Source organism: Microtetraspora sp. AC03309 (genome assembly GCF_020826795.1).
GTDB classification, from domain to species: domain Bacteria; phylum Actinomycetota; class Actinomycetes; order Streptosporangiales; family Streptosporangiaceae; genus Microtetraspora; species Microtetraspora glauca.
In genome coordinates, this window is record NZ_JADDIL010000044.1 from 1 (window position 1) to 22579 (window position 22579).

Annotated in this window: 9 protein-coding genes; all 9 read left to right on the plus strand. The window is 73.2% G+C overall.

Features of this window, described 5'->3' with window-relative positions:
- A partial coding sequence (locus tag IMZ11_RS24600; protein WP_228644708.1) for an alpha-amylase family glycosyl hydrolase occupies positions 1–764 on the plus strand: 764 nt, incomplete at its 5' end.
- Positions 764–1807 (plus strand): LacI family DNA-binding transcriptional regulator, encoded by a 1044-nt coding sequence (locus tag IMZ11_RS24605; protein WP_228644752.1) that lies wholly within the window; start codon positions 764–766, stop codon positions 1805–1807. The genes IMZ11_RS24600 and IMZ11_RS24605, both read left to right, overlap by 1 nt.
- Positions 1808–1857: 50 nt before the next feature.
- Positions 1858–4584 (plus strand): AMP-binding protein, encoded by a 2727-nt coding sequence (locus IMZ11_RS24610; protein ID WP_228644709.1) that lies wholly within the window; start codon positions 1858–1860, stop codon positions 4582–4584.
- Between the two features lie 71 nt (positions 4585–4655).
- Positions 4656–7883 carry a non-ribosomal peptide synthetase gene (locus IMZ11_RS24615; RefSeq protein ID WP_228644710.1) on the plus strand — a complete coding sequence of 1076 codons (3228 nt, stop codon included), beginning with the start codon at positions 4656–4658 and terminating at the stop codon, positions 7881–7883.
- 3 nt (positions 7884–7886) lie between these two features.
- Positions 7887–8861 (plus strand): hypothetical protein, encoded by a 975-nt coding sequence (locus IMZ11_RS24620; RefSeq protein ID WP_228644711.1) that lies wholly within the window; start codon positions 7887–7889, stop codon positions 8859–8861.
- Entirely contained in the window at positions 8858–10540 is a 1683-nt protein-coding gene (locus IMZ11_RS24625; RefSeq protein WP_228644712.1) for a condensation domain-containing protein, read from the plus strand. The genes IMZ11_RS24620 and IMZ11_RS24625 overlap by 4 nt, the downstream gene beginning before the upstream one ends.
- Positions 10530–16862, plus strand: coding sequence for a non-ribosomal peptide synthetase (locus IMZ11_RS24630; RefSeq protein WP_228644713.1), 6333 nt, complete (start codon positions 10530–10532; stop codon positions 16860–16862). Before IMZ11_RS24625 ends, IMZ11_RS24630 begins: the two co-directional genes overlap by 11 nt.
- A gap of 12 nt (positions 16863–16874) precedes the next feature.
- Positions 16875–17039 (plus strand): MbtH family protein, encoded by a 165-nt coding sequence (locus IMZ11_RS24635; protein WP_228644714.1) that lies wholly within the window; start codon positions 16875–16877, stop codon positions 17037–17039.
- Positions 17036–22513 (plus strand): non-ribosomal peptide synthetase/MFS transporter, encoded by a 5478-nt coding sequence (locus IMZ11_RS24640; protein WP_228644715.1) that lies wholly within the window; start codon positions 17036–17038, stop codon positions 22511–22513. Before IMZ11_RS24635 ends, IMZ11_RS24640 begins: the two co-directional genes overlap by 4 nt.
- The last annotated feature ends 66 nt before the right edge of the window (positions 22514–22579 follow it).

The following is a 22579-nucleotide window of genomic DNA, read 5'->3' on the forward strand; positions in this document are numbered from 1 at the left end:
ACTACGTACGGCCGGACGAGCTGCACCAGGCGTTCAACTTCCACTTCCTGACCACCCCATGGGACGCCGGGCCGTTGCGCGCCGCGATCGACGAGTCCCTCGCCACCGTGTCGCTGGTCGGTGCGCCGTCCACCTGGGTGTTGTCCAACCACGACGTGAAACGGCACGTCACCCGGTACGGCGGCGGTGAGGCCGGTCTGCGCCGCGCGCGGGCGGCCACCCTGCTGACGCTCGCGCTGCCCGGCTCCGCGTACCTCTACCAGGGCGAGGAGCTCGGGCTGCCCGAGGTGCTCGACCTGCCGGAGGAGTACCTGCAGGACCCGCAGCGGCTGCGCGACCCCGACAGCGGCCGGGACGGCTGCCGCGTGCCGATCCCGTGGAGCGGAGCAGAACCGCCGTTCGGCTTCGCCCCGCCGGGAGTGCGGGAAAGCTGGCTGCCGGTTCCGCCGGAGTGGCGTGAGCTGAGCGTGGAAGCCCAGCTCGGCGACCCCCGCTCGACGCTCAATCTGTATCGGGCGGCGCTGCGGCTGCGCCGCGAGCACTCGGCGCTCGGCGACGGCGAGATCCGCTGGCTGGAGTCCCCGTACGGGACCCTGGTGTTCACCAGGGGCGATGACTTCACCTGCACGGTCAACCTGAACGACCACGACGTGGAACTGCCGGTGCCCGGGGCGCTGCTGCTGGCCAGCGCGGACGTGATCACTGCCGCCGCGGGTACGGCACGGCTGGCGCCGGACTCGACCGCGTGGTGGCGGCGGCGCTGATGGCGTCGAGCCCGCTTGCCGCCGGAGTCCCGCGGCAGAGCGACATCGCCGCGCACGCCGGGGTGAGCGAGGCCACGGTCAGCCGGGTGCTGAACGACCGCCCGGGCGTGTCGAAGGCAGCCCGGCGGGCGGTGCTGGCCGCTTTGGACCTGATGGGAAGCGAACGGCCGCAACGACTCAGGCAGCGCAGCACCGGGCTGATCGGGCTGGTCACCCCCGAGCTGGACAACCCGATATTCCCGGCGTTCGCCCAGGCGATCGAGAAGGCGCTGACCCTGCACGGCTACACGCCGGTGCTGTGCACCCAGATGCCCGGCGGCGTACCTGAGGACGAGTTCATCGAGATGCTGCTGGAACGCGGGGTGAGCGGGATGGTGTTCGTGTCGGGGCTGCACGCCGACACCACCGCCCCACCCGACCGCTACTCGCGGCTGATCGCCAAGAGAGTGCCGATCGTGTTGCTGAACGGCTATTCCGCGGACGTGGAGGCGCCGTTCATCTCGACCGACGACCTGGTCGCGGTGCGGCTTGCCGTACAGCATCTGGCCGATCTCGGGCACGAGCGGGTCGGGCTGGCGGTCGGCCAGGTCAGGTTCGTGCCGGTGATCAGGAAGATCCACGGGTTCCGGCAGGTGATGGAGGAGCTGCTCGGCACCGGCGACGCCGACGAGCTGATCTCGCATTCGCTGTTCTCCGTCGAGGGCGGGCAGGTCGCGGCGGCTCACCTGCTGGAACGGGGATGTACCGGCATCGTCTGCGGCAGCGACCTGATGGCGATCGGAGCGATCCGGGCGTGCCGCGATCGGGGGCTGTCGGTGCCGGACGACGTATCGGTCATCGGCTACGACGACTCCGTGCTGGTCGCGTTCACGGATCCGCCGTTGACCACGGTGCGCCAGCCCGTGAAGGCGATGGCGACCGCCGCCGTCGACACGCTGCTCGAACTGATCGCGGGGGCACCCCCGCGGCACCACGAGCTCGTCTTCAGGCCCGAACTGATCGTCCGGCGTTCGACCGGATCGGGTCCCAAGGTCATTCGGTGAGGCGGGTGCGCTCGCGAGCACCGAACACGAGAACGGGAGGTGTGCCTGACATGGTTCCGGTGACGGTCCCCTCGCTGCTGACGGCACGGGCCGAGGCCGAGCCCGGCAAGATCGCGATCGTCGTGCCCGGACGGGGCGAGCTGACCTTCGGCGCGTGGGAGACCAGGTCCAACGCGGTCGCCCGCGGTCTGCTCGACCGGGGGTTGCGCCCCGGCGACCGGGTCGGCCTGCGCTTCGGCGGAGACTGGATCGGCTACGCGGTCGCGTTCTGCGCGGTGCTCAAAGCCGGCGGCACCGCCGTACCGATCAGTGACCGGCTGCCCGGCCCCGAGGTCGACGACATCCTCGCCCGCTGCTCCGCCGTCGCACTGCTGCACGGCTCGTCCACGGGACAGGGACACGAAGGGCAGGGATACGGGACGCCGGGATACGAGGGGCCGGGAGACACGGCGTCCCGGCATCGGTGGACGGCTCCGGTCGCAGCGATCGAGTCGGGCGACGACGCGCCCGTCACGGTCGAGGTACGGCCGGAGTGGCTCGCGCAGATCATCTCCACCTCCGGGACCACGGGCGCGGCGAAGGGCGTCGGCGCCAGCCACGCCAACCTCGCGTACGGGCGCGCCCCGGCTCCGGCCCGGCGGCCGTACGCGCATTCGCGGTTCTTCCTGCACGCCTTCCCGATCGGCACGAACGCCGCGCAGATGATGCTGATGGACACGCTCACCGCGCATCCGGCCGCACTGCCGATGGCCGGGTTCGACGCCGCCGAGTTCTGCCGGATCGTCGAGGCGTACCAGGTGGGCACGGTCTTCCTCGTCCCCTCCATGGCCATCGAACTGCTCGGCTCGGACGCGCGGGGACGGCACGACCTGTCCAGCGTCCTGCTGCTCAGCTCGTCGGCCGCGGCGCTGCCGCCGTCGGTGGCGCAGGACCTGGCCGCCGCGTTCCCCGGCGCGACCATCGTCAACTACTACACCTCGACGGAGGCCGTTCCGGCGCAGACCGCGATGATCCTCGATCCGCGGCGGCCGTCGTCGCTCGGCAGGCCCACCGAGGTGGGTGACCTGCGCGTCTGTGACGCGGACGGCGACGTGCTGCCGCCCGGCGAGGTGGGGGAGGTGTGGCTGCGGTCCCCGGCCCCGCCGCGGTCCTACGTCGGCGACCCGGAGTCCGGCGCCACCGTCTTCCGGGACGGATGGGTGCGCATGGGGGATCTCGGCCGCCTCGACGTCGACGGCTACCTGTACCTCGTCGACCGCGAGAGCGATGTGATCAAGTCGGGGGCGCTGAAGGTCTCCACCCTGCGTGTCGAGGCCGCGTTGCACGAGCACCCCATGGTCGCCGAGGCCGCCGTCGTCGGAGTCCCGCATCCGGTGATGGGCGCCGTTCCCGCGGCGGCCGTGCGACTGTCCGCGCCGGTCCCGACGCAGGAGCTGCGCGACTTCCTCACGGCCCGGCTGGCCCGGCACGAGCTGCCCACCCGGATCACCGTCGTGGAGAGCTTCACCCGCAACGACGCGGGAAAGATCCTCAAATCCGCGGTACGCGACCTGTTCGCCGCCGCCGGGCGGCCGGTCCCTCTCACTGCCGGACAGCGCGCCCTCCTCGCCCGCCCGGAGGGGAGCGCGGGGCATGTCCGGGTGGCGATGCGGGTACACGACACGATCGACCTGGCCGTGCTGCGCCGTGCCCTGCACGACGTCGCGATCCGGCACGAGGCGCTCCGCCTCACCTTCCCCGGCGATGAGACCCGAGCCGAGATCCTCCCCGGCCTCGTACCCGAGATCGTCTACCTGCCGGCAGGGGACGACGGCGGGAGAGGCGAACCGCGCTCGCGGCGCGTCGGGGAACCGGCCACCGAACTGGACCGGCCTTTCGACGTCGAGCGTGGGCCGCTGCTGCGCGCCGTGCTCGCCGACGCGCCGGAGGGAGGCAGCCTGCTCGGCCTCGCCGCGCACCCGCTGATCTGCGACGACTGGTCGCTCGACATCGTCCTGCAGGACCTCGGCACGCTGTACGGCGCCGCGCTCGACGGCAGGGAGGCCACGCTGCCGCCTGTCGTCACGGGGTACGCGGACCACGTCGGCGGGCACCTCGGCGAGCATCTCGACGCCGCTGCCGCCGGGGATGACCGGGCGGCCGCCACGCGTGCGGCGCGCGCCGCCCGCGAGGCGCCCGTCCTGCTCGCCGGCGGGGTGCCGGAGCGCGGGGACCGCGTTCTCGGTCCCACGACCGCCGCCCGGCTGCGACGGGCCGCGAGGTCCCGGCGCACCACTCCCGCCCGGATGGCGCTCGCCGCGTGGGCGGCCGCCCTGGCGGCGCTGCCCGGAGAGACTCCGGAACGGGACGCCGATGTGGTCGTGCTGCTCCGGTCGCACGGTAGGCCGGGTCCGGACCTCGCCGATGTGGTGGGACCGCTCGTCCTGCACGTCCCCGTCACCGTCGTCCCGGGTCCCGAGCTGGCGGAACGAGTGATCGCCGCGGCCGCCGAGGCCGAGGACGAGGCCCACCGGGTCCCCGGACTGGGGAGGCCCCTGGTCGCCCACTGGGGCGGTCACACCGGGAGCTTCGCCTTCGAGGTGCTCCGGCCGGAGCCGTACCTTCCGGGGCTCCGAGCGGAGCCGTCGCCGCTGCCACCGGCTCCGCCGCCGGACGCGCCCCCCTGCCTGACCCTCGTGGAACGGCCGGACGGGACGTTGACCGGCCACTGCTCCGGACGGTCAGCCGAGCATGCCATCGCCTTGTTCGAACGGCACCTTGAACCGCTTTTGTCCTGAACCCCGCGCGCGAGGCATACCGCGTGCCCAATCCGCACCTGAGCACCATGATCGGAAGTGGTCGACAAGTGATGACCGATCATCCGCCCATCCGGGCCTCCCTCGCCCAGCAGGGCATCTGGTTCAACGAACGGCTCGGCGGTCTGGGGACGGTGTACTCCATGCCGTTCTCCGTCACCTTCCGGGGGCCGCTCGACATCGCCGCGCTGGACGCCGCCTGCTCGGCACTGGTCGCCCGGCACCGCCTGCTGGGCAGCGTCGTGGCCGAGCGCGACGGCGTGCCGTACTTCGTCCCCGCGCCCGCCGCGCCGCGGCTCGTGATCGAGGACGTGGCCGCGTCCGACCTTCCCGACCGGGTACGCGCGGAGATCGTGCGCCCGTTCGACCTGGAGGCGGGCCCGCTCGTCCGGTTGACGCTGTTCCGGTCGGGGCCGGAGCAGTCCGTCCTTCTCGTCGTGGCCCACCACCTGGTCTTCGACGGAGAGTCGACCTCGGTCTTCCTGGCCGACCTGGCCGAGCTGTACCGGACCGGGCTCGGCGGGGTCCCCGCCGAGCCGCCGCCGCTCGACTACGACGGTCTGGCCGAGCGCGAGGAGGCGCGGATCACCGCCACTCTGGCGTTCGCCCGCGAATTCTGGGCCGGGCGCGGGTGGCAGGCGGGCGAGGTGATCCTGCCCGGCTTCGACGGCCCGGTCCCCGCCGCCGCCGAGGGCGCCTCGGTCGAGCTGGCACTGCGGGACGACCTGCGCGCCGCGCTCGACCGGCTGGCCGAGGAGACCGGTTCCAGCCGGTTCGAGATCGTGCTCGCCTCGCTGCACGTACTGCTCCATCGGTACGGCGACGCCGAGCCGGTGATCGCCGTCGACCTCGGCACCCGTACCAAGGAGACGCGCGGCCACGTCGGCGCGTTCGTCAACGAGCTGCCGGTCGCGGCCCGGCTCGACCCGGAGTGGAGCTTCCGCCGGTTCCTGCAGAACCAGCGCTTCGTCCACGGCCTGCGGTCTGACCTGCGGGGACTGTTCCGGGTCAGGGAGGTGCCGCTGTCTCGCGCGGTGCGCGGCGTCCGGCCGGGTGTCGCGCTCGCCCCGATCTCACTCGGTTACCGCAGGCGCGGGGCGGCGCCCGAGTTCCCCGGTGTCGACGCGCGTGTCGACTGGGTGCTGTTCAACCACACGGTACGGGGAGCGCTGCGCGTCCACGTGGTGGACGGTCCGGACCGGTTCGGTGTGATCATTCAGTACAACCCGGCCGCGATGGACGGGGAGAGCGCGCGGCGGACGGCCGCGCACTGGCTGCGACTGCTCACCGCCGTCACCGCGGATCCCGACTCGCGGCTGCGCGAGGTGCCCCTGCTCGGCGTGGACGAGACCGAGCTGCTGCTGGCCGGCTGGAACGACACGAGCGTCGCCTACCCGGCGGCCACGCTGCCGGAACTGGTCGCCGAGCAGGCCCGCCGGACCCCGGACGCGGTGGCGCTCTCCTGGGGAACCGGCGCCGAGAGCATGACGTACCGCGAGCTCGACGCCGAGGTGGAGGGCCTGGCGGTTCGGCTGCGAGAGGCCGGCACGGCGAGCGGCTCGCTCGTCGCGGTGCTCGCGGAGCGGTCGGCGCGCACGGTGGCCGCGCTGCTCGCCGTGCTCCGGGCGGGCGCGGCCTATCTCCCGCTGGACCCCGAGTATCCGGCGGAGCGGCTGGCCTTCGTCCTGGCCGACTCCCGCGCGGACCTGGTGCTGACCTCAGCGCGGCTGCGGGAACGCCTGCCCTGCCACGACGCGGCCACCCTGGTCCTGGACGAGCTGGTCCTGGACGAGCTGGCCCCCGCGGCGGGGGATGCCGGGGCGTGGCCGACGCCGGACGACCTCGCGTACGTGATCTACACGTCCGGATCGACCGGCCGTCCCAAGGGGGTGGAGATCCCGCACCGGGCGCTGTCGAACCTGCTGCACGCGATGCGGGACCGGATCGGATCCGGGCCGGGCGACGTCTGGCTGGCGCTGACCTCCCTGGCGTTCGACATCTCGGCGCTGGAGCTGTACCTGCCGCTGGTCACCGGAGGGCAGGCCGTCATCGCCCCGGACACCCTGGCCAGGGACGGGCGGGGGCTGACCGCGCTTGCCGCCGCACGGGCGGTGACCCACGTGCAGGCCACACCGTCCGGGTGGCGGATGCTGCTTGACGGCGGCTTCGACCGTCCCGGCGTGACCGCGCTGGCCGGGGGCGAGCGACTGCCGGCGCCGCTGGCCCGCGAACTGCTGGCCAGGACCGGACGGCTGATCAATGTCTACGGCCCGACCGAGACCACGATCTGGTCGACCGCCGCCGAGGTGACCGCCGCCGGGGACGGCGCCGTCTCCGTGCCGATCGGCGTACCGCTGGCCAACACCCGGACGTACGTGCTGGACGAGCACCTCGGCCCGCTGCCGGTGGGCGTGCCGGGCGAGTTGTTCATCGCCGGGGACGGCGTCGCCGTCGGCTACCGCGACCGGCTCGAGCTGACCGCCGAGCGGTTCGTCGCCGACCCGTACGGCAAAGGCCGGATGTACCGTACCGGGGACCTGGTGCGCCGCCGGGCCGGCGGGCAGATCGAGTTCATCGGCCGCATCGACGGCCAGATCAAGCTGCGCGGCCACCGGATCGAGCTGGGCGAGATCGAGGCCAGGCTGCTCGAACACCCGGACATCCACTCGGCCGCGGTGATCGCGTCCCCGGCGCCGGACGGCGACGCGCGCATCGTCGCCTTCGTCGTCGGCGATCCGGATGATCGGCGGGCTCCGGGCGACCTCCTGGACGACCGTTGGGCCGAAGGCGGCCGGACCGGCCGGGTGCCGGAGGATGTGCGGGAGCACTGCGCCCGCACGCTGCCGCCGTACATGGTGCCGGCGGAGTTCGTGGCGCTGCCCGCGCTGCCGCTCACCCCCAACGGCAAGATCGACCGGGCCGCCCTGCCCGCGCCGCCGCCCCGGCGGATGACCGGGACCGGACACGCGAGTGAACCCGCGACCGGACCCGCGACCGGACCCGCGACCGGATCCGTGACCGCGACCGGGACCGGCGTGGCGTCGGGCTACACCGGTGTCGCCGCCGAGGTGCACGAGATCTGGTGCGCGGTGCTCGGCGTCACCGGCGTCGGCCCCGACGACGACCTGTTCGAGCTGGGCGGCCATTCCCTGACGATCACGCAGATCGCGGCCAGAGCGCGTACCCGGCTCGGGGCCGACCTGCCGCTGCACCTGTACTACGACGACCCGACGATCGCCGGCATCAGCGCGGCGATCGAGCGGCTGCGCGGGGAGGGCTGAATCATGATCGTTCCTGCGGCGCACGTCGCCTGGACCGGACCTCATCGCGCGGGGTTGCGCCGCCACCGCGACCGGGCTCTGGAGGACGGCCCCTACGGGCTGCCGGTGGAGGAGATCCTCACCAGCGTGCACAGTGTCCGCGCCTGGCGGGCGTTCCACGGCGGCGTCGAACTGATCACCGACGAGCTCGGCGCCGCCTACGCCGCCGGGCAGGGGCTCGACGCGCTCTACGACCGGGTGGACACCGCACTGGACGGCCTGGACACGCTCGACGTCGATCCGCTGCTCTACTTCGCGGCGGGCAAGAGTTACGCGGCGACGTTGCGCGCCGCTCCGTTCGCGATCGTCGACACCGACCTCTACCTGCGGCGTCCGCTGTCCGGGCTGGCCCGCGGCGGTTTCGTCTTCGCGCACTGGGAGTCGACCGGCAACGCCGTCTACCCGCCGGTCGACGAGGTCCCCAACCAGGCAGGCGCGGACCTGTCCCGGTGGATCTTCGACACTCCGGCGGCCAACATGGCCGTCTCGGTCTTCCTCGACGACGTCCACCGGGCCACGTACGCGGAGGCGGCGATGGCGTTCATGACCGGCAACGCCGGCCCTTCCGAGACGGATCCGATCGTCCGGCAGACCTTCGCGGAGCAGCGCCTCGCCCCCGCGGTGGCCAGGGCACTGGGCATCGACCCGCGGCCCGTCACCGGCCGGTTCTGGGTGGTCGAGGCCGAGTCGTGGGACGGGCCGTCGTACGCCGCGCTGTTCCACCACACCTGGAACCAGAAGCGGTGGCTCCGCCAGTTCCCCGAGCTGCGGCCCGCGTACTGGCGGTACCTGCTGGAGGACCTGCTCTGGCGGTTCCCCGACACCTACGACCTGCTGCTGTCCATACCGGCGCTCAAGGAGTGCGCCGAGCTGGTCCGCCGGACCAGGAGCGACCTCGACGCCCACGGCCCCACCGTGATCGACAAGGAGGGCGAATGACCACACGGACCACGCCGACCACCACGCCGACCACCGGGCCGACCACCGCGCACGTCACGGCGCAGGTCACGGCGCCGACCGCCGGGCCGACCACCGCGCGGGCGACCGTGCGGGGCACGCTGGGCGAGCTGTGGCGGCGGGTGCTGCGCGTCCCGCACGTCTCCGACGACGGCGACTTCTTCGCGCTCGGCGGTGACTCGTTCCGCGCCGCCCAGCTCGCCGCGCTGATCGGGGAACGGCTCGGCGTGCCCGCCACCGCGGCGCTGCCGTTCGAACGGCCGGAGTTCACCGCGCAGGTCCGCTGGATCGAGGACGCGCTGGCCGTCTCCGCGCCCGACGAGGCGGCCGACGAGGCGGCCGCGGACCTCGTGGCACCGGCCGGGCCGGAGACGGCCGCGCTCAGCACTCAGCAGGAGGACTTCCTGTACTGGATGTTCGAGTCAGAGCCGGTCCGTGACATCGGCTCCTGCTGTACCGCGATCAGGATCACCGACGCCCTGGACGTGCCGCTGCTGGTCCGCACCCTGAACGCGCTGGTCCTGCGGCACGAGGCGCTGCGCACCGTGGTCGGCGGGGACGGGACCGCGCGTGTGGTGGACGACCTCCCGCCCGAGGTCGCCGAGGCGTGGGCAGGGGACGAGGCCGAGGCGGAACGAATCGTCTGGCACGAGCGGATGCGGCTGGACGACGTGATCGCCGGCCCGCTGGTCCGCGCGCTGGTCGTGCACATCGGCCCGGACGAGGACGACGACCACGTGCTGGTACTCGCCGTGCACCACTTCGCCTTCGACGGGTTCTCGTTCGGCGTGCTGCTGCGCGAACTCGGCCTGGTGTACTCGGCGTTCCGCGCCGGGCACCCCAGCCCGCTGCGCCCGCTCCCGATCACCTACGCCGACTACTGCCGGTACACCCGCACACGGTGGCCGGCCAACCAGCCGTACTGGGACCGGGTGCTGGACGGAGCGCCGCGCGACCTCACCCCGTTCCCCGGCCGCAAGGACACCGCGATGTTCTCCCGGCGCAGGTACGGCTTCCCGATCGACGCCGGGCTCGGCGCACGTCTGGCCGGGACGGCACGAGCCCGGGGGGCCACCCCGTTCATGGCGGTGGCCGCCTGCTGGACCTGGCTGCTGGCCGAATGGACCGGAACCACCGACGTGGTCGTCATGTCGCCCGTGCCCGGCCGGACCCTCCCCGAGCACGAGACGATCATCGGCTGCCTGGTGCAGTCGCTGCTGATGCGCTTCGACGCCTCCGGCGGCCCCACCTACACCGAGCTGGTGGAGCGGGTACGCCAGGTCGCGGTCGGCGCCGTCGCCCACCAGTTCCACGCCTACCAGGACGCCCGCCGGCGTGTGCCCTACCCCTCGCGGATCCACTACGAGAGCTTCGGCGCGCCGCACTTCCCCGGACTGCTCTCGGAGCCGTTCCCGTTCCCCCGCGACCAGGTCGAGCTGGAGTGGGCGGCCAACCCCGGTGAACTCGATCTCAGCGCGCCGGAACTCATCGTCGAGGAGCAACGCGACGGCAGCCTGCGTTGCGCCATCGTCTACAACCACTACGGGTACGACCCGGCCACGGTGGCCGAGCTGGCCGACGCCTTCCTCGGCTTCGTCACGGCCGCCGTCGAACGGCCGGAAGCCGTTCTCCCTCCGCTGCGGGCCGGCCATGGAAACTGACCGCATCGAGGGCACGCCGCTCTCCCACGCGCAGGAACGGCTGTGGTTCCTGCAGCGGCTCGACCCGGACGACACCTCGTCGACGTTGTTCGTCTCCGAACGCCTGCTCGGCGACCTGGACACGGTCGCGCTGGGTCGCGCCTTCGCCGCCGTGGTCGAGCGACACGAGTCGCTCCGTACCCGCTATCCCGCCCCCGATGGTGCTCCCGTCCAGGTGCCCGGCCCGGTACCGGTCCTCGACCACGCCGACCTCACCGCGTACCCGGCCGAGGAACGGGAACGGCGGGCGATCGAGATCGTGGCGGAGCGGACCCGCCGCCCGTTCGATCTGGCCGCCGGGCCGGTGCTGCGCGCCTGCCTGATCACGCTGGGCGAGCGGGACCATGTGCTGCACATCGCGATCCACCACATCGCCGTGGACGGCTGGGCGCTCGGGGTGCTCACCGGAGAACTCGGCACGTTCTACCAGGCGTTCGCCGCCGGAGGTCCGGTGCCGCCGGCGCCGCTGGTCCGATACCGAGATCACGCCGCCGAGGAGCGGGCCCGCCCGGTGGACACCACCTCCCTGGAGTACTGGCGGGACCGGCTGGCCGGGGCGCCCGCGCTGGAACTGCCCACCGACCGGCCGCGTACCGGAGCAGCGACGCCGGCCGGAGGATCGGTCGAGCTGCGGCTGCCGGCCGAGGTCGGCGCCGGGATCGCCGAACTGGCCAGGCGGCGGCGGTGCACGCTCTTCATGGCGCTGCTCGCCGCCTACCAGGTGCTGCTCGCCCGCCATTCCGGGCAGGACGACGTGTGCGTCGGCTCCGTGGTCTCCACCCGGGACCGGCCCGAGCTTGAAGGGGTCGTCGGGCTGTTCCTCGACACCCTCGTGTTCCGGGGCGACCTGTCCGGCGATCCGTCGTTCGGCGAGCTGCTCGGCCGCACCAGGGCCGGGGTGCTCGGCGCGCTCTCCCATCGGGGCGTGCCGTTCGGACGGCTGGTGCGGGAGGTCGCGCCGGGCCGGGAACACGGCGGGGGACACGGTGGGGAACGCGGTCGAGCACCGTTGTTCCGCGCCCAGTTCGGCGTGCACCAGGAGGCCGAAGGACGCCGGATGACCCTGCCCGGCATCAGGGTGGAGCCGTTCAGCGCTCCCTTCGTCACCGGTGGCCCGCACGCGCAGAACGACCTGTCACTGGAGGTCCATCCGACCCCTGACGGTCTGGTCGCGTACGTCGTCTACGACGCCGACCTGTTCGATCGGGGCACCGTCGAGAGGATGGCGGCGCGGTTCACGGCCCTGCTCGGCCAGGTCGTCGCGCATCCCGACGTGCCGCTGTCCCGGCTCGACCTGCTCGCCCCCGGCGAACGCGCCGCGATCCTCGCCAGGGCGGGTGACGACGCCGTGCCGTACCCGGACGTGACGCTGCCCGGCCTGCTCGGCCTGTCGGGCCGCGATCCGGACGCGGTGGCGGTGGTGTGCGGGGCGGAGACCCTGACCTATGCCGAGCTTGAGGCGGCGACCGATCGGCTCGCCCGCCGGCTCGCCGTCGCCGGAGCCGGGCCGGGACGCCTGGTCGCACTCTGCGCGGAACGTTCGGTCGAGATGCTGGCCGGGCTGCTCGCCGTGGCCAGGACGGGCGCGGCCTACCTGCCGCTCGACCCGGCCTACCCGGCGCCGCGGCTGGCGTTCGTGCTCGCGGACTCCGGCGCCGACCTGCTGCTCACCCAGCGGCGGCTACGGGACCGGCTGCCGGGGGACCGGCCGGTCGTACTGCTCGACGATCCCGGAGACGGCGTCGCCGCCGATCTCCCGCCCCTGAGGACCGCCCCGGGACCGGACGACCTCGCGTACGTGATCTACACGTCCGGCTCGACCGGGAGACCCAAGGGGGTCGCGGTCGAGCACCGGGCGCTGGCCAACCTGCTGCTGTCGTTCCGCGACCGGCTCGGAGCCGGGCCGGGACACGTGTGGCTGGCGTCGACGTCGTTGTCGTTCGACATCTCGGCGCTGGAGCTGTACCTGCCGCTGGTGACCGGCGGCAGGGTGGTGATCGCCCGCGAACCAGCCACCGGTGACGGTGCCCGGCTCGCCCGGCTGGTCGCCGAGCACGGTGTCACGCACGTCCAGGCCACCCCGTCGGGCTGGCGGATGCTGCTCGACGCCGGGTTCGACCGGTCGTCGCTGGTCGCGCTCGCCGGTGGCGAGGCGCTGCCCGAGGCGCTCGCCGCCGAGCTGCGCCCACGCGTCGCGCGGCTGTTCAACGTGTACGGTCCGACCGAGACGACCATCTGGTCGAGCTGCTGGGAGGTGCCCGCCGACATCGCGGGCGGCGTCCGGATCGGCCGCCCGATCGCGAACACCCGCGTGTACGTCCTGGACCGGTGGCTGCGGCCGGTCCCCGACGGGACGATCGGCGACCTCCACATCGCCGGGACCGGCCTGGCCCGCGGCTATCTCGGCCGGGCCGGGCTGACCGCCGACCGGTTCCGGCCGGACCCGTACGGCCCGCCGGGCAGCCGGATGTACCTCACCGGCGACCTGGCCCGATGGTCGTCCGGCGGTGGGCTGGAATGCCTGGGCCGTACCGACGGGCAGGTGAAGCTGCACGGTCACCGCATCGAGCTGGGCGAGATCGAGGCCCGGATGACGGAGCATCCGTCGGTCGGCCAGGCCGCGGTCGTGGTCCGGGCCGAGCGGCTGGTGGCCTACGTGGTGCCCGCCGGGGGCGCTCCGGGTGGGGCGCCGCCCGATCCGGGCGTGTTGATCGAGCATGCCGCGGCGGTGCTCCCCGCGTACATGGTGCCCGCGGTCGTCATGCCGCTCGGCGCGCTGCCGCTCACGCCCAACGGCAAGGTGGACCGGCAGGTCCTGCCCGATCCGGAGGTCGCCGCACCGGGCTCGGGCCGCCCTCCCGCCACCCCGGCCGAACGCCGGGTCGCCGCCGTCTTCGCCGATGTGCTCGATGTGGAGGCGGTGGGCGCCGACGACGACTTCTTCGCGCTCGGCGGCCACTCGCTGCTCGCCGCCCGGGCCACCGCCCGGCTCGCCGCCGCGCTCGGCGCCGAGGTCGCGGTGCGGGAACTGTTCGACCGGCCCACCGTGGCCCGGCTGGCCGCGGCGCTGGAGGACCGCGCGCCCGGCACCCGGGAGGCGATCGCGCCCCGGCCCGCGGGCACCGTACCGCCGCTGTCGGCGGCACAGGAACGGCTGTGGTTCCTGCACCGGTTCGCCCCGGCCGACGCCGCCTACAACATGTACCTGGTCAGGCGGTTGCGCGGCCCGCTGGACAGGGAGGCGCTCGCCCGCGCGCTCGGCGGCGTCACCGCCCGGCACGAGACGCTCCGCACCCGCTTCCCGGAGGTGGACGGCGCCCCCGCCGTCGTCGTCGAGCCGCCCGGCCCGGTGACGTGGGAGGACGTCGACGCGCGGGACGACGACGAGGCGCGGCGGCTGGTCGCCGACCGGACCAACGCGCCGCTCGACCTGGCGGACGCGCCGCCGTACCGGATCAGCCTCGTCCGGATCGCCGACGACGATCACGTGCTGTGCTGGGTGATCCACCACATCCTCGGCGACGGCTGGTCGCTGAACGTCGTCATGGACGACCTCGCCCGGTGTTACGCGGGCGAGGTCCTGCCGCCACCCGGCGTGCGGTACGGCGACGTGGCGGCCTGGCAGCACGGCAGGAACGTGGCCGGGTCGCTGGAGTACTGGCGGCGCAGGCTGGCCGGCCCACCCGCCCTCGACCTCGCGACGGACCGGCCCCGGCCCGCCGGTGACCGGGGGCGGACGGGCGGGCAGGTGGCCCTGCGGCTGCCCGAGGAGGTCACGGCCGCGCTGGAACGGCTCGGCAAGGAGCACGGGGCCACCCTGTTCATGACCTTGCTGGCCGCCTACCAGGTCCTGCTGGCCCGGCACACCGGCCAGGACGACGTCGTCGTCGGCTCGGTCACCGCGGGCCGGGACCGGGTCGAGCTGGAGGACGTCGTCGGCAATCTCACCAACACGGTGGCGCTGCGCGGCGACCTGCGGGGTGACCCCGCGTTCCACGAGTTCCTCGCCGCCACCCGCAGGTCCGTCATGGACGATTTGGAACACCAGGAGATTCCGTACGAACGGCTGATCGCCGAACTCGACCTCGGCAGGGATGTCACCCGCACGCCGCTGTTCCAGACGATGCTGATCCTGCACAGTCAGGACGGCCGCGGCGGGCCGGCACACGGGTTCGGCGGGCTGTCCGTCGAGGTCTTCGAGCACGGGCACGCCCAGGTCAAGTTCGACGTGTCGGTGGACGTGTGGCGGGAGCTCGACGGGCTGTCCGTGGTGTTCTCCTACGACCAGGACCTGTTCGACGCCGCCACCGTGGCGGGGATCGCCGACCGGTTCGATGTGCTGTGCCGGGGGATCGCCGCCGACCCCGGCCGTCCGGTGCGCGCGCTGCCGCTGCTGACCCCGGCCGACGAGGCGACCCTGCGCGCCGCCGCCGCGCCGCTGGCGACACGGGGTTCCGGCACGGCAGGCGCCGAGCTGCCGGAGTCGTCGGTGCCCTCCCTGATCGCCGCGGCCGCCGCGCGCCACCCCGATGCCGTCGCCGTCCGGTGCGGCACGCGGGAAGTGACGTACGCGGAGCTGATCGGGCGGGCGGACCGGCTCGCCGGGGTGCTCCGCGCCCGGGGCGTCGGCAGGGGCGACGTGGTCGCGGTCTGCCTCGACCGGGGGATCGACGCCGTGGTGGCGCTGCTCACGGTGCTGCGGGCCGGGGCCGCCTACCTTCCGCTGGATCCGGATCAGCCGTCGGCCCGGCTGGCGCGGCTGTGCGCGGACAGCGAGGCCGTCGCGGTGATCGCCGCCGCCGCCGACGGTACCGGTGCCGGTCGCCTCCCCCCGGGCCTTCCGGTCGTCGACCCGGCCTCGGCCTCCGTCGTCCCCGGCTCCGTCGCCGCCGACTGCGTCTCAGCGGCAGAGGAGGAGATACCGGCCCGCGACGCCGCGTACCTGATCTTCACCTCCGGTTCGACCGGTTCCCCCAAGGGTGTGGTGGTGGAACACGCCGCCCTGACCGCACGGGTGCGTTGGATGGCGCGCGAGTACGGGCTCGGGCCGGGCGACCAGGTCGTCCAGTTCGCCTCCCTCGGCTTCGACGCGCACGTGGAGGAGGTGTATCCGGCGCTGGCGTCGGGCGCGACCCTGGTGCTGCTGCCGGACGGCGGCGCGACGCTCCCCGACCTGCTGTCCTCCCCGGCGGGGCGGGACGTCACCGTGCTCGACTTGCCCACGGCCTACTGGCACCATCTCGTCGACCTGGTGGACGGCGTGGTGTGGCCGCCGGCCCTGCGGCTGGTCATCCTGGGCGGCGAGCAGGTCGAGGAGGTGGCGGTCGCCCGGTGGCGGCAGCGCTTCCCCGAGGTCAGGCTGGTCAACACGTACGGTCCGACCGAGGCCACAGTGATCGCCACCGCCGCCGAGCTCTCCACCACGGGGGAGGGGCGCCCGCCGATCGGCGAGCCCATCGGCGAGACCACGGTGTGGCTGCTCGGCGAGGACGGCCGCCCCGTCCCGCCCGGAGCGGTCGGCGAGCTCTACATCGGCGGAGCCGGGGTCGCTCGCGGCTACGCCGGACGGCCGGGTCTCACCGCGGAGCGGTTCGTCCCCGACCCGTTCACTCCCGGCGGTGGGCGGCTCTACCGGACCGGTGACCGCGCCCGGCTGCGCGGGGACGCGCGGTACGAGTTCCTCGGGCGGGTGGACGACCAGATGAAGATACGCGGCTTCCGGATCGAGCCCGGCGAGGTCGAGGCGCGGCTGCTCGCCCATCCGGGCGTCGGGCAGGTCGCGGTGGTCGCGCGCGGGGACCTGCTGGTCGCCTACCTGGTGGGCGGGCCGCCGGTGGAGGAGTTGCGCCGGCACGCGGCCGAGAGCCTGCCGCCGCACATGGTGCCCGGCGCCTGGGTCCGCCTGGATCGGCTGCCGCTGACCGCGAACGGAAAGATCGACCACGCCGCGCTGCCGTCGTTCGCGCCCGAGTGGGAGACGGCCTACGTCGCGCCGCGTACCGACGCCGAGGCGCTGGTCGCCGAGGTGTGGGCGGAACTCCTCGGGCTGGACGCCGTCGGCGCCCATGACGATTTCTTCCACCTCGGCGGGCACTCGCTTCTCGCCGTACGCATCGTGGCCCGGCTGAAGGCCATGATCGGCGTCGAGGTGCCGATCCGCACGCTGTTCGCGCGCCGCACCGTGGCCGACTTCGCCGCCGCCGTCGAGGCGATGCTGCTCGACACCCTCGCCGGGCTTTCCGACGAAGAGGCGCTCCGGCTGATCGAAAATCCTGACAAATGAGGATAAGTGGTTATGTATCACGTAGTGATCAATGACGAGGAGCAGTACTCGATCTGGCCGGACGGCCGTCCCGTCCCGGAGGGCTGGCGGACCGCCGGGTTCAGCGGCGCCAGGGAGGAGTGCCTCGCCCATATCGACGACGTCTGGACCGACATGCGGCCGAGGAGCGCCCGATGACCACCGGGCTCGGAAACGCCGCGACCACGGACGCCGCCGCAGACACCACCGCGGCCCCGGGCGGGCTGTCGCCGGCCAAGCAGGCGGTGCTGGCCGGGCTGCTGCGCCGCCGCGGCGTGTCCTCGTCCATCCCGCGCAGGCCGCCCGGCGAGACGCCGCCGCTGTCGCACGCGCAGGAGCGGCTGTGGTTCATGGAGCAGTACGCCCCGGGAACCGCCGCGTACACCGTGCCGCTCGGCACCCGGCTGTCGGGCGAACTGGACCCCGAAAGCCTCTCCCGCGCGCTGCGCGCGGTGGCGGCCAGGCACGAGAGCCTGCGCATGCGGTTCCACACCACCGCGGACGGCCGTCCCGAGCTGACCGTCGACGACGAGCCGGCGGTCGAGTTCACCTTCACCGCGTCCGACGAGAAGGGCGCGGAGGAGCTGGCCGCGACGCAGCTCGCCCGGCCGTTCGACCTGGCCGAGGGGCCGCTGCTGCGTGCCCTGCTGGTACGGCTGGACCCGCTCGACCACATCCTGCTGCTGACCGCCCACCACACCGTGATCGACGGGTGGTCGTACGACCTGGTGCTCAGTGAGACGCTCACCCTGCACGACGCCTACCGCCAGGGGGCCGATTCGCCGCTGGGACCACCGCCGCCGCAGTACGGCGACTACGCGACCTGGCAGCGCGGCCGGGAGACGTCCGACGACGACGTGGCCTACTGGCGGGAGCGGCTGGCCGGCGTACCGGCTCTCGACCTGCCCACCGACCTGCCCAGGCCGGCCGAGCAGACCTTCACCGGGGATTCCCTGCGGTTCCTGATCGACGGCGAGACGGCCGAGCGGATCGCCGGTCTGGCCCGTGACCGGGGCGCCTCCACCTACATGGCGCTGCTGGCCGCCTTCCAGGTGCTGCTGTCCCGGCACTCGGGGCAGAAGGACTTCGCGGTCGGCTCCCCGGTCAGCGGCCGGGACACGCCGGAGCTGGAAGGCGTGGTCGGCCTCTTCGTGAACACCCTCGCGATGCGGGCCGACCTGACCGGCGACCCGTCGTTCACGGAGCTGCTGGATCGGGTCAGGAACGGCGCGCTCGACGCGTACGCGCATCAGGGCATGCCGTTCGACCGGCTGGTCAGCGAGCTGAACGTACGCCGGGATGTCAGCCGCTCGCCGGTGTTCCAGGTGATGTTCGCGGTGCAGAACTTCCAGGCTCCGGCGGAGTGGCGTACCGGCCTCGGCCTGTCCGAGTTCCGCGTGGAGTCCGGCAGCACCCGGTTCGACCTCACCGTCTACCTGCGGGAGACCGAGGACGGCCTGGCCGGGCAGATGGTGTACAACACCGCGCTGTTCCGGCCGGAGACGATCCGCCGGATGGCCGACCGGTTCGCCACCCTGCTGGCGTCGATCGCCGCCGACCCGGCCGCGCCGGTTTCCGCGCTGGACATGCTCGGCCCGGATGAACGGGCCGAGGTGCTGGCGCTCGGCGCCGCGCCCCCGCTGCCGGCGCCGCCGCCCGCGGTGGGGAAGGGGCTGCTGCACGAGCTGATGGCCGGGCACGATCCCGCCGCCGTCGCAGTGACGTGCGGCGAGGACCACCTCACCTACGGAGAGCTGGACCGTCGCTCGAACCGGCTGGCCCGGCGTCTGCGCCGCCTCGGCGTCGGCCGGGACACCCGCGTCGCCGTCTGCATGGAGCAGTCGGCGGACGTCGCGGTCGCGGTCGTCGGCGTGCTGAAGGCGGGTGGCGCGTACGTGCCGCTGGATCCCGAGCATCCCGGGGAGCGCCTCGCCCACGCCGTGGCCGACTCGGGCGCGCCGGCGGCCGTCGTCACCGCCACGACCCGAGACCGGCTCCCGGCCGGAACCACCTCCGTGACCCTTCAGGACGCGGACGGCGAGGACGACGGCCCGGTGGACGCCGACGTCCGGCCCGGCGATCTCGCGTACGTGATCTACACCTCGGGCACCACCGGACGGCCCAAGGGCGTCGCCGTCCAGCATCGCGAGATCGTGACCTATCTCGCCGGCGTGCACCATCGCTTCGGTGTCGAACCCGGCGGTGTCTACGCGCTGCTGCAGTCGCTGGCGTTCGACTTCGGCATGACCGTGTTCTATCTGTCGCTGATGACCGGCGGCACGTTGCACCTCATCCCCGCGCGTACAGCGGCTCCGGAACTGGCCGAGCGGCTCGGCGAGATCTGCGCGGACTACCTGAAGATCACTCCGTCGCATCTGACCGCGTTGCTGGCGGACACCGAACCGGCCGGGCTGCTGCCGCGCCGCCTGCTCATCCTCGGCGGCGAGGCGGCCGGTCAGGACCTGGCGCGTGAGCTGGCGGGCGCGGGCCGATGCGCCGTCGTCAACCACTACGGTCCGACGGAGGCGACGGTCGGGGTGACGACGTTCGCCGTCGATCCCGTGCGGCCTCCGGAGCAGGCGGCCACGCTGCCCATCGGCAGGCCGCTGCCCGGTGCCGTGGTGCGGGTGCTGGACGAGCACATGCGGCCGGTACCCGCCGGGGTCACCGGGGAGATCTATCTCGGCGGCGCGCGGCTGGCCCGGGGATATCTGGGCAGGCCGGGCCTCACCGCCGACCGGTTCGTCCCCGACCCCTACGGTGGGCCCGGCGCTCGGCTGTACCGGACCGGCGACCTCGGCCGCTGGCTGCCCGGCGGCGACCTGCAGTTCCTCGGCCGTACCGACCACCAGGTGAAGATCAGGGGATACCGGGTCGAGCTGGGTGAGATCGAATCGGTGCTCGCCGGGCTGCCCGGGGTCGCCCAGGCGGTGGTGGAACTGCGGGGAGACCGCCTGGTCGCCTACCTCGGCCACCCGGATGCCGAATCCCGCCCGGACGCCGCGCGGCTGCGCGAGACGCTGCGCGCGCTGCTGCCCGACTACATGATCCCGTCCCGCTACGTCTGGCTGGACGCGCTGCCGCTGAAGTCGCACGGCAAGGTGGACCGGGCCGCGTTGCCCGATCCCGGTGACGAACCTGCCGGAGAGGCGGAGTACACGCCGCCCGCGACGCCGATGGAGGAGGCCGTCGCCGCGATCTGGGCCGGTGTCCTCGGCGTGCCACGCGTCGGCGCGCTGGACGACTTCTTCGAGCTGGGCGGGCACTCCCTGCTGGCCATGCAGGTCGTCGCCCGGATGCGCACGGTGGCGCCGGAACGCCGGATCACCATCATGGACCTGTTCCGCCATCCCACCGTGCGCGAGCTGGGCCGGCTGGCCGAGCAGGGGGAGGACGGCCCGCGCAGGCTCCTGCACCGCCTCACCCCGGACCGGCCGACCACGGACACGCTGGTCTGCGCGCCGTACGGCGGGGGCAGCGCGGTGATCTACAAGCCGCTGGCGGACGCGCTTCCCGACGGATGGGCGCTCTTCTCGATCGCCGTCCCCGGGCACGAGCTGGGCGAGCAGGCCAGGCCGCTGGACGAGGTCGCCGCCGAATGCGTCCAGGAGATCCTGGCCAACGTGACCGGCCCGCTCACGCTGTACGGCCACTGCGGGCTGGGTGTGATGCTCACCGTGGAGATCGCCCGCGCCCTGGAGGCGGCCGGACGCGAGGTCGACGCGGTCTACTTGGGAGGAATCTTCCCGTTCGCCCGGGTCAAGACCCGGTTGTCCCGGATCGCGGGGGCATGGTCGGAGCTGGCCGACCGGCTGCGCAGTGACCAACTGTGGGCCAACGCGTTGCAGGCGGCCGGCCTGGACGTCGACGAGTTGGGCCGGGACCAGCTCACGCTGGTGATCGACAACCGGCGCAAGGGGACGAAGGAGGCGGAGCGCTATTTCACCCGGCTGTTCGAGGTGGGGGCCGAGCCGCTCCGCGCCCCGATCATCTCGGTGGCGGGCGACCGCGACCCGGCCACCGAGTTCTACCAGGAACGTTTCCGCGAGTGGCATCTGCTGACGGACGTCACCGGCGTGGCCGTCCTGGACGAAGCGGGCCATTTCTTCGTGAAGTATCGGGCGGAGGAGCTGGCCGAGATCCTCACCTCCACCCATCAGGCGATCGCCGAAGGACAGCCGGAACAGCTCAGCCGTACCGACCGGTCCACCTGGTGGCTGCACGGAGTGTCGGTGCGAACCCCGACGGAACGAAACCCGGTGGACCGGCCCCCGGTATTCCGTAGCACTGTGGAACCGGGCGGCGGGCCACGCCCGAGCATGCGGCGGTTCGGACTGGTCGCGGTCGGGCAGCTCGTGTCCATCATCGGGTCGGCGCTGACCGAGTTCGCCATCCCGGTCTGGATCTACACCACGACCGGCTCGCTGGTCAGCTTCGCGCTGCTCGCGGTGCTCGGGCTGGTGCCGGGCATGCTGGTGTCGCCGCTGGCCGGGGCGCTCGTGGACCGGCTCGACCGCCGCAGGGTGCTGCTCGCGGGAGACATCGGAGCCGGCGGCACCCAGCTGACCTTCGGGATCCTGTTGTGGACCGGGAACCTGCAGACCTGGCACGTCTACCCGCTGCTCGCGTTGTTGTCGGTCGCCCTGACGTTCCAGCGGCTGGCGTACACCTCGGCGATACCGCAGCTGGTGCCGAAACGCTTCCTCGGCCACGCCAACGGCGTCATGCAGATGGCCACCGGTACGGCCCAGCTCATCGTGCCGCTGGTCGCTGTCGGCCTGATGGCCGTCATCGGCATCGACGGCATCCTGGTCATCGACGTGGTGAGCTACGTCCTGGCCGTCGGGGTCGTCCTGGTGACCCGCTTCCCGAAGACGATGGCCGCGACCCGGCGGGAGTCCATCGGGACGGAGATCCTCCACGGGCTGCGCTACTCCTGGGGCAACCGGGGATTCCGCGGCATGCTCGGCTTCTTCGCCGTGCTGAACGTGTTCCTCTCGCCGCTGTTCCTGATGATCTCGCCACTGGTCCTGGCGTTCGCGGGGGTCCCCGAGGTCGGGCGGGTGTCGTTCGCCGGGGGGCTGGGGGCGTTCGTCGGCGGTCTGGCCATGACCGCGTGGGGAGGGCCGCGGCGGCGCAGGCTCCGCGGGGTGCTGACGGCGACCCTCGCCCTGTCGGTCGCCTGCCTTGTCACCGGTGTGCGGGCCGATCTGACGCTGATCGCGGCGGGTGCGTTCGGCATGTCCCTGTGCCTCACCCTGGTCAACGGGATCTACGCGACGATCATCCAGGTGAAGGTGCCGCAGCGGTTCCACGGCAGGGTCATCGCGCTCAACACCCTGGTCGCCTGGTCGACCCTGCCGATCGGGTTCGGCCTGGTGGCACCGTACGGAGCCTCCGTGTTCGAGCCCTTGCTCGCCCCGGACGGGCCGCTGGCCGGTACGGTCGGCGCGGTGATCGGCACCGGCGCGGGCCGCGGAATCGGGTTCATGTACGTGTGCTTCGCCCTGGCCATCGCCACGATCGTGCTCGTCTCGACGCGGGTACGCGCGCTGGCCAGGTTCGACGAGGAGGTCCCGGACGCCGTCCCCGACGACCTGATCGGCTTCGAGAGCGTCCGGAACCGCCGCTGACCCCGGTTCCTCCAGGGGTCGTCGCCGCCGAGCGTGCCGGGGGGCGTACGCGGTCGAAGCCGCCCC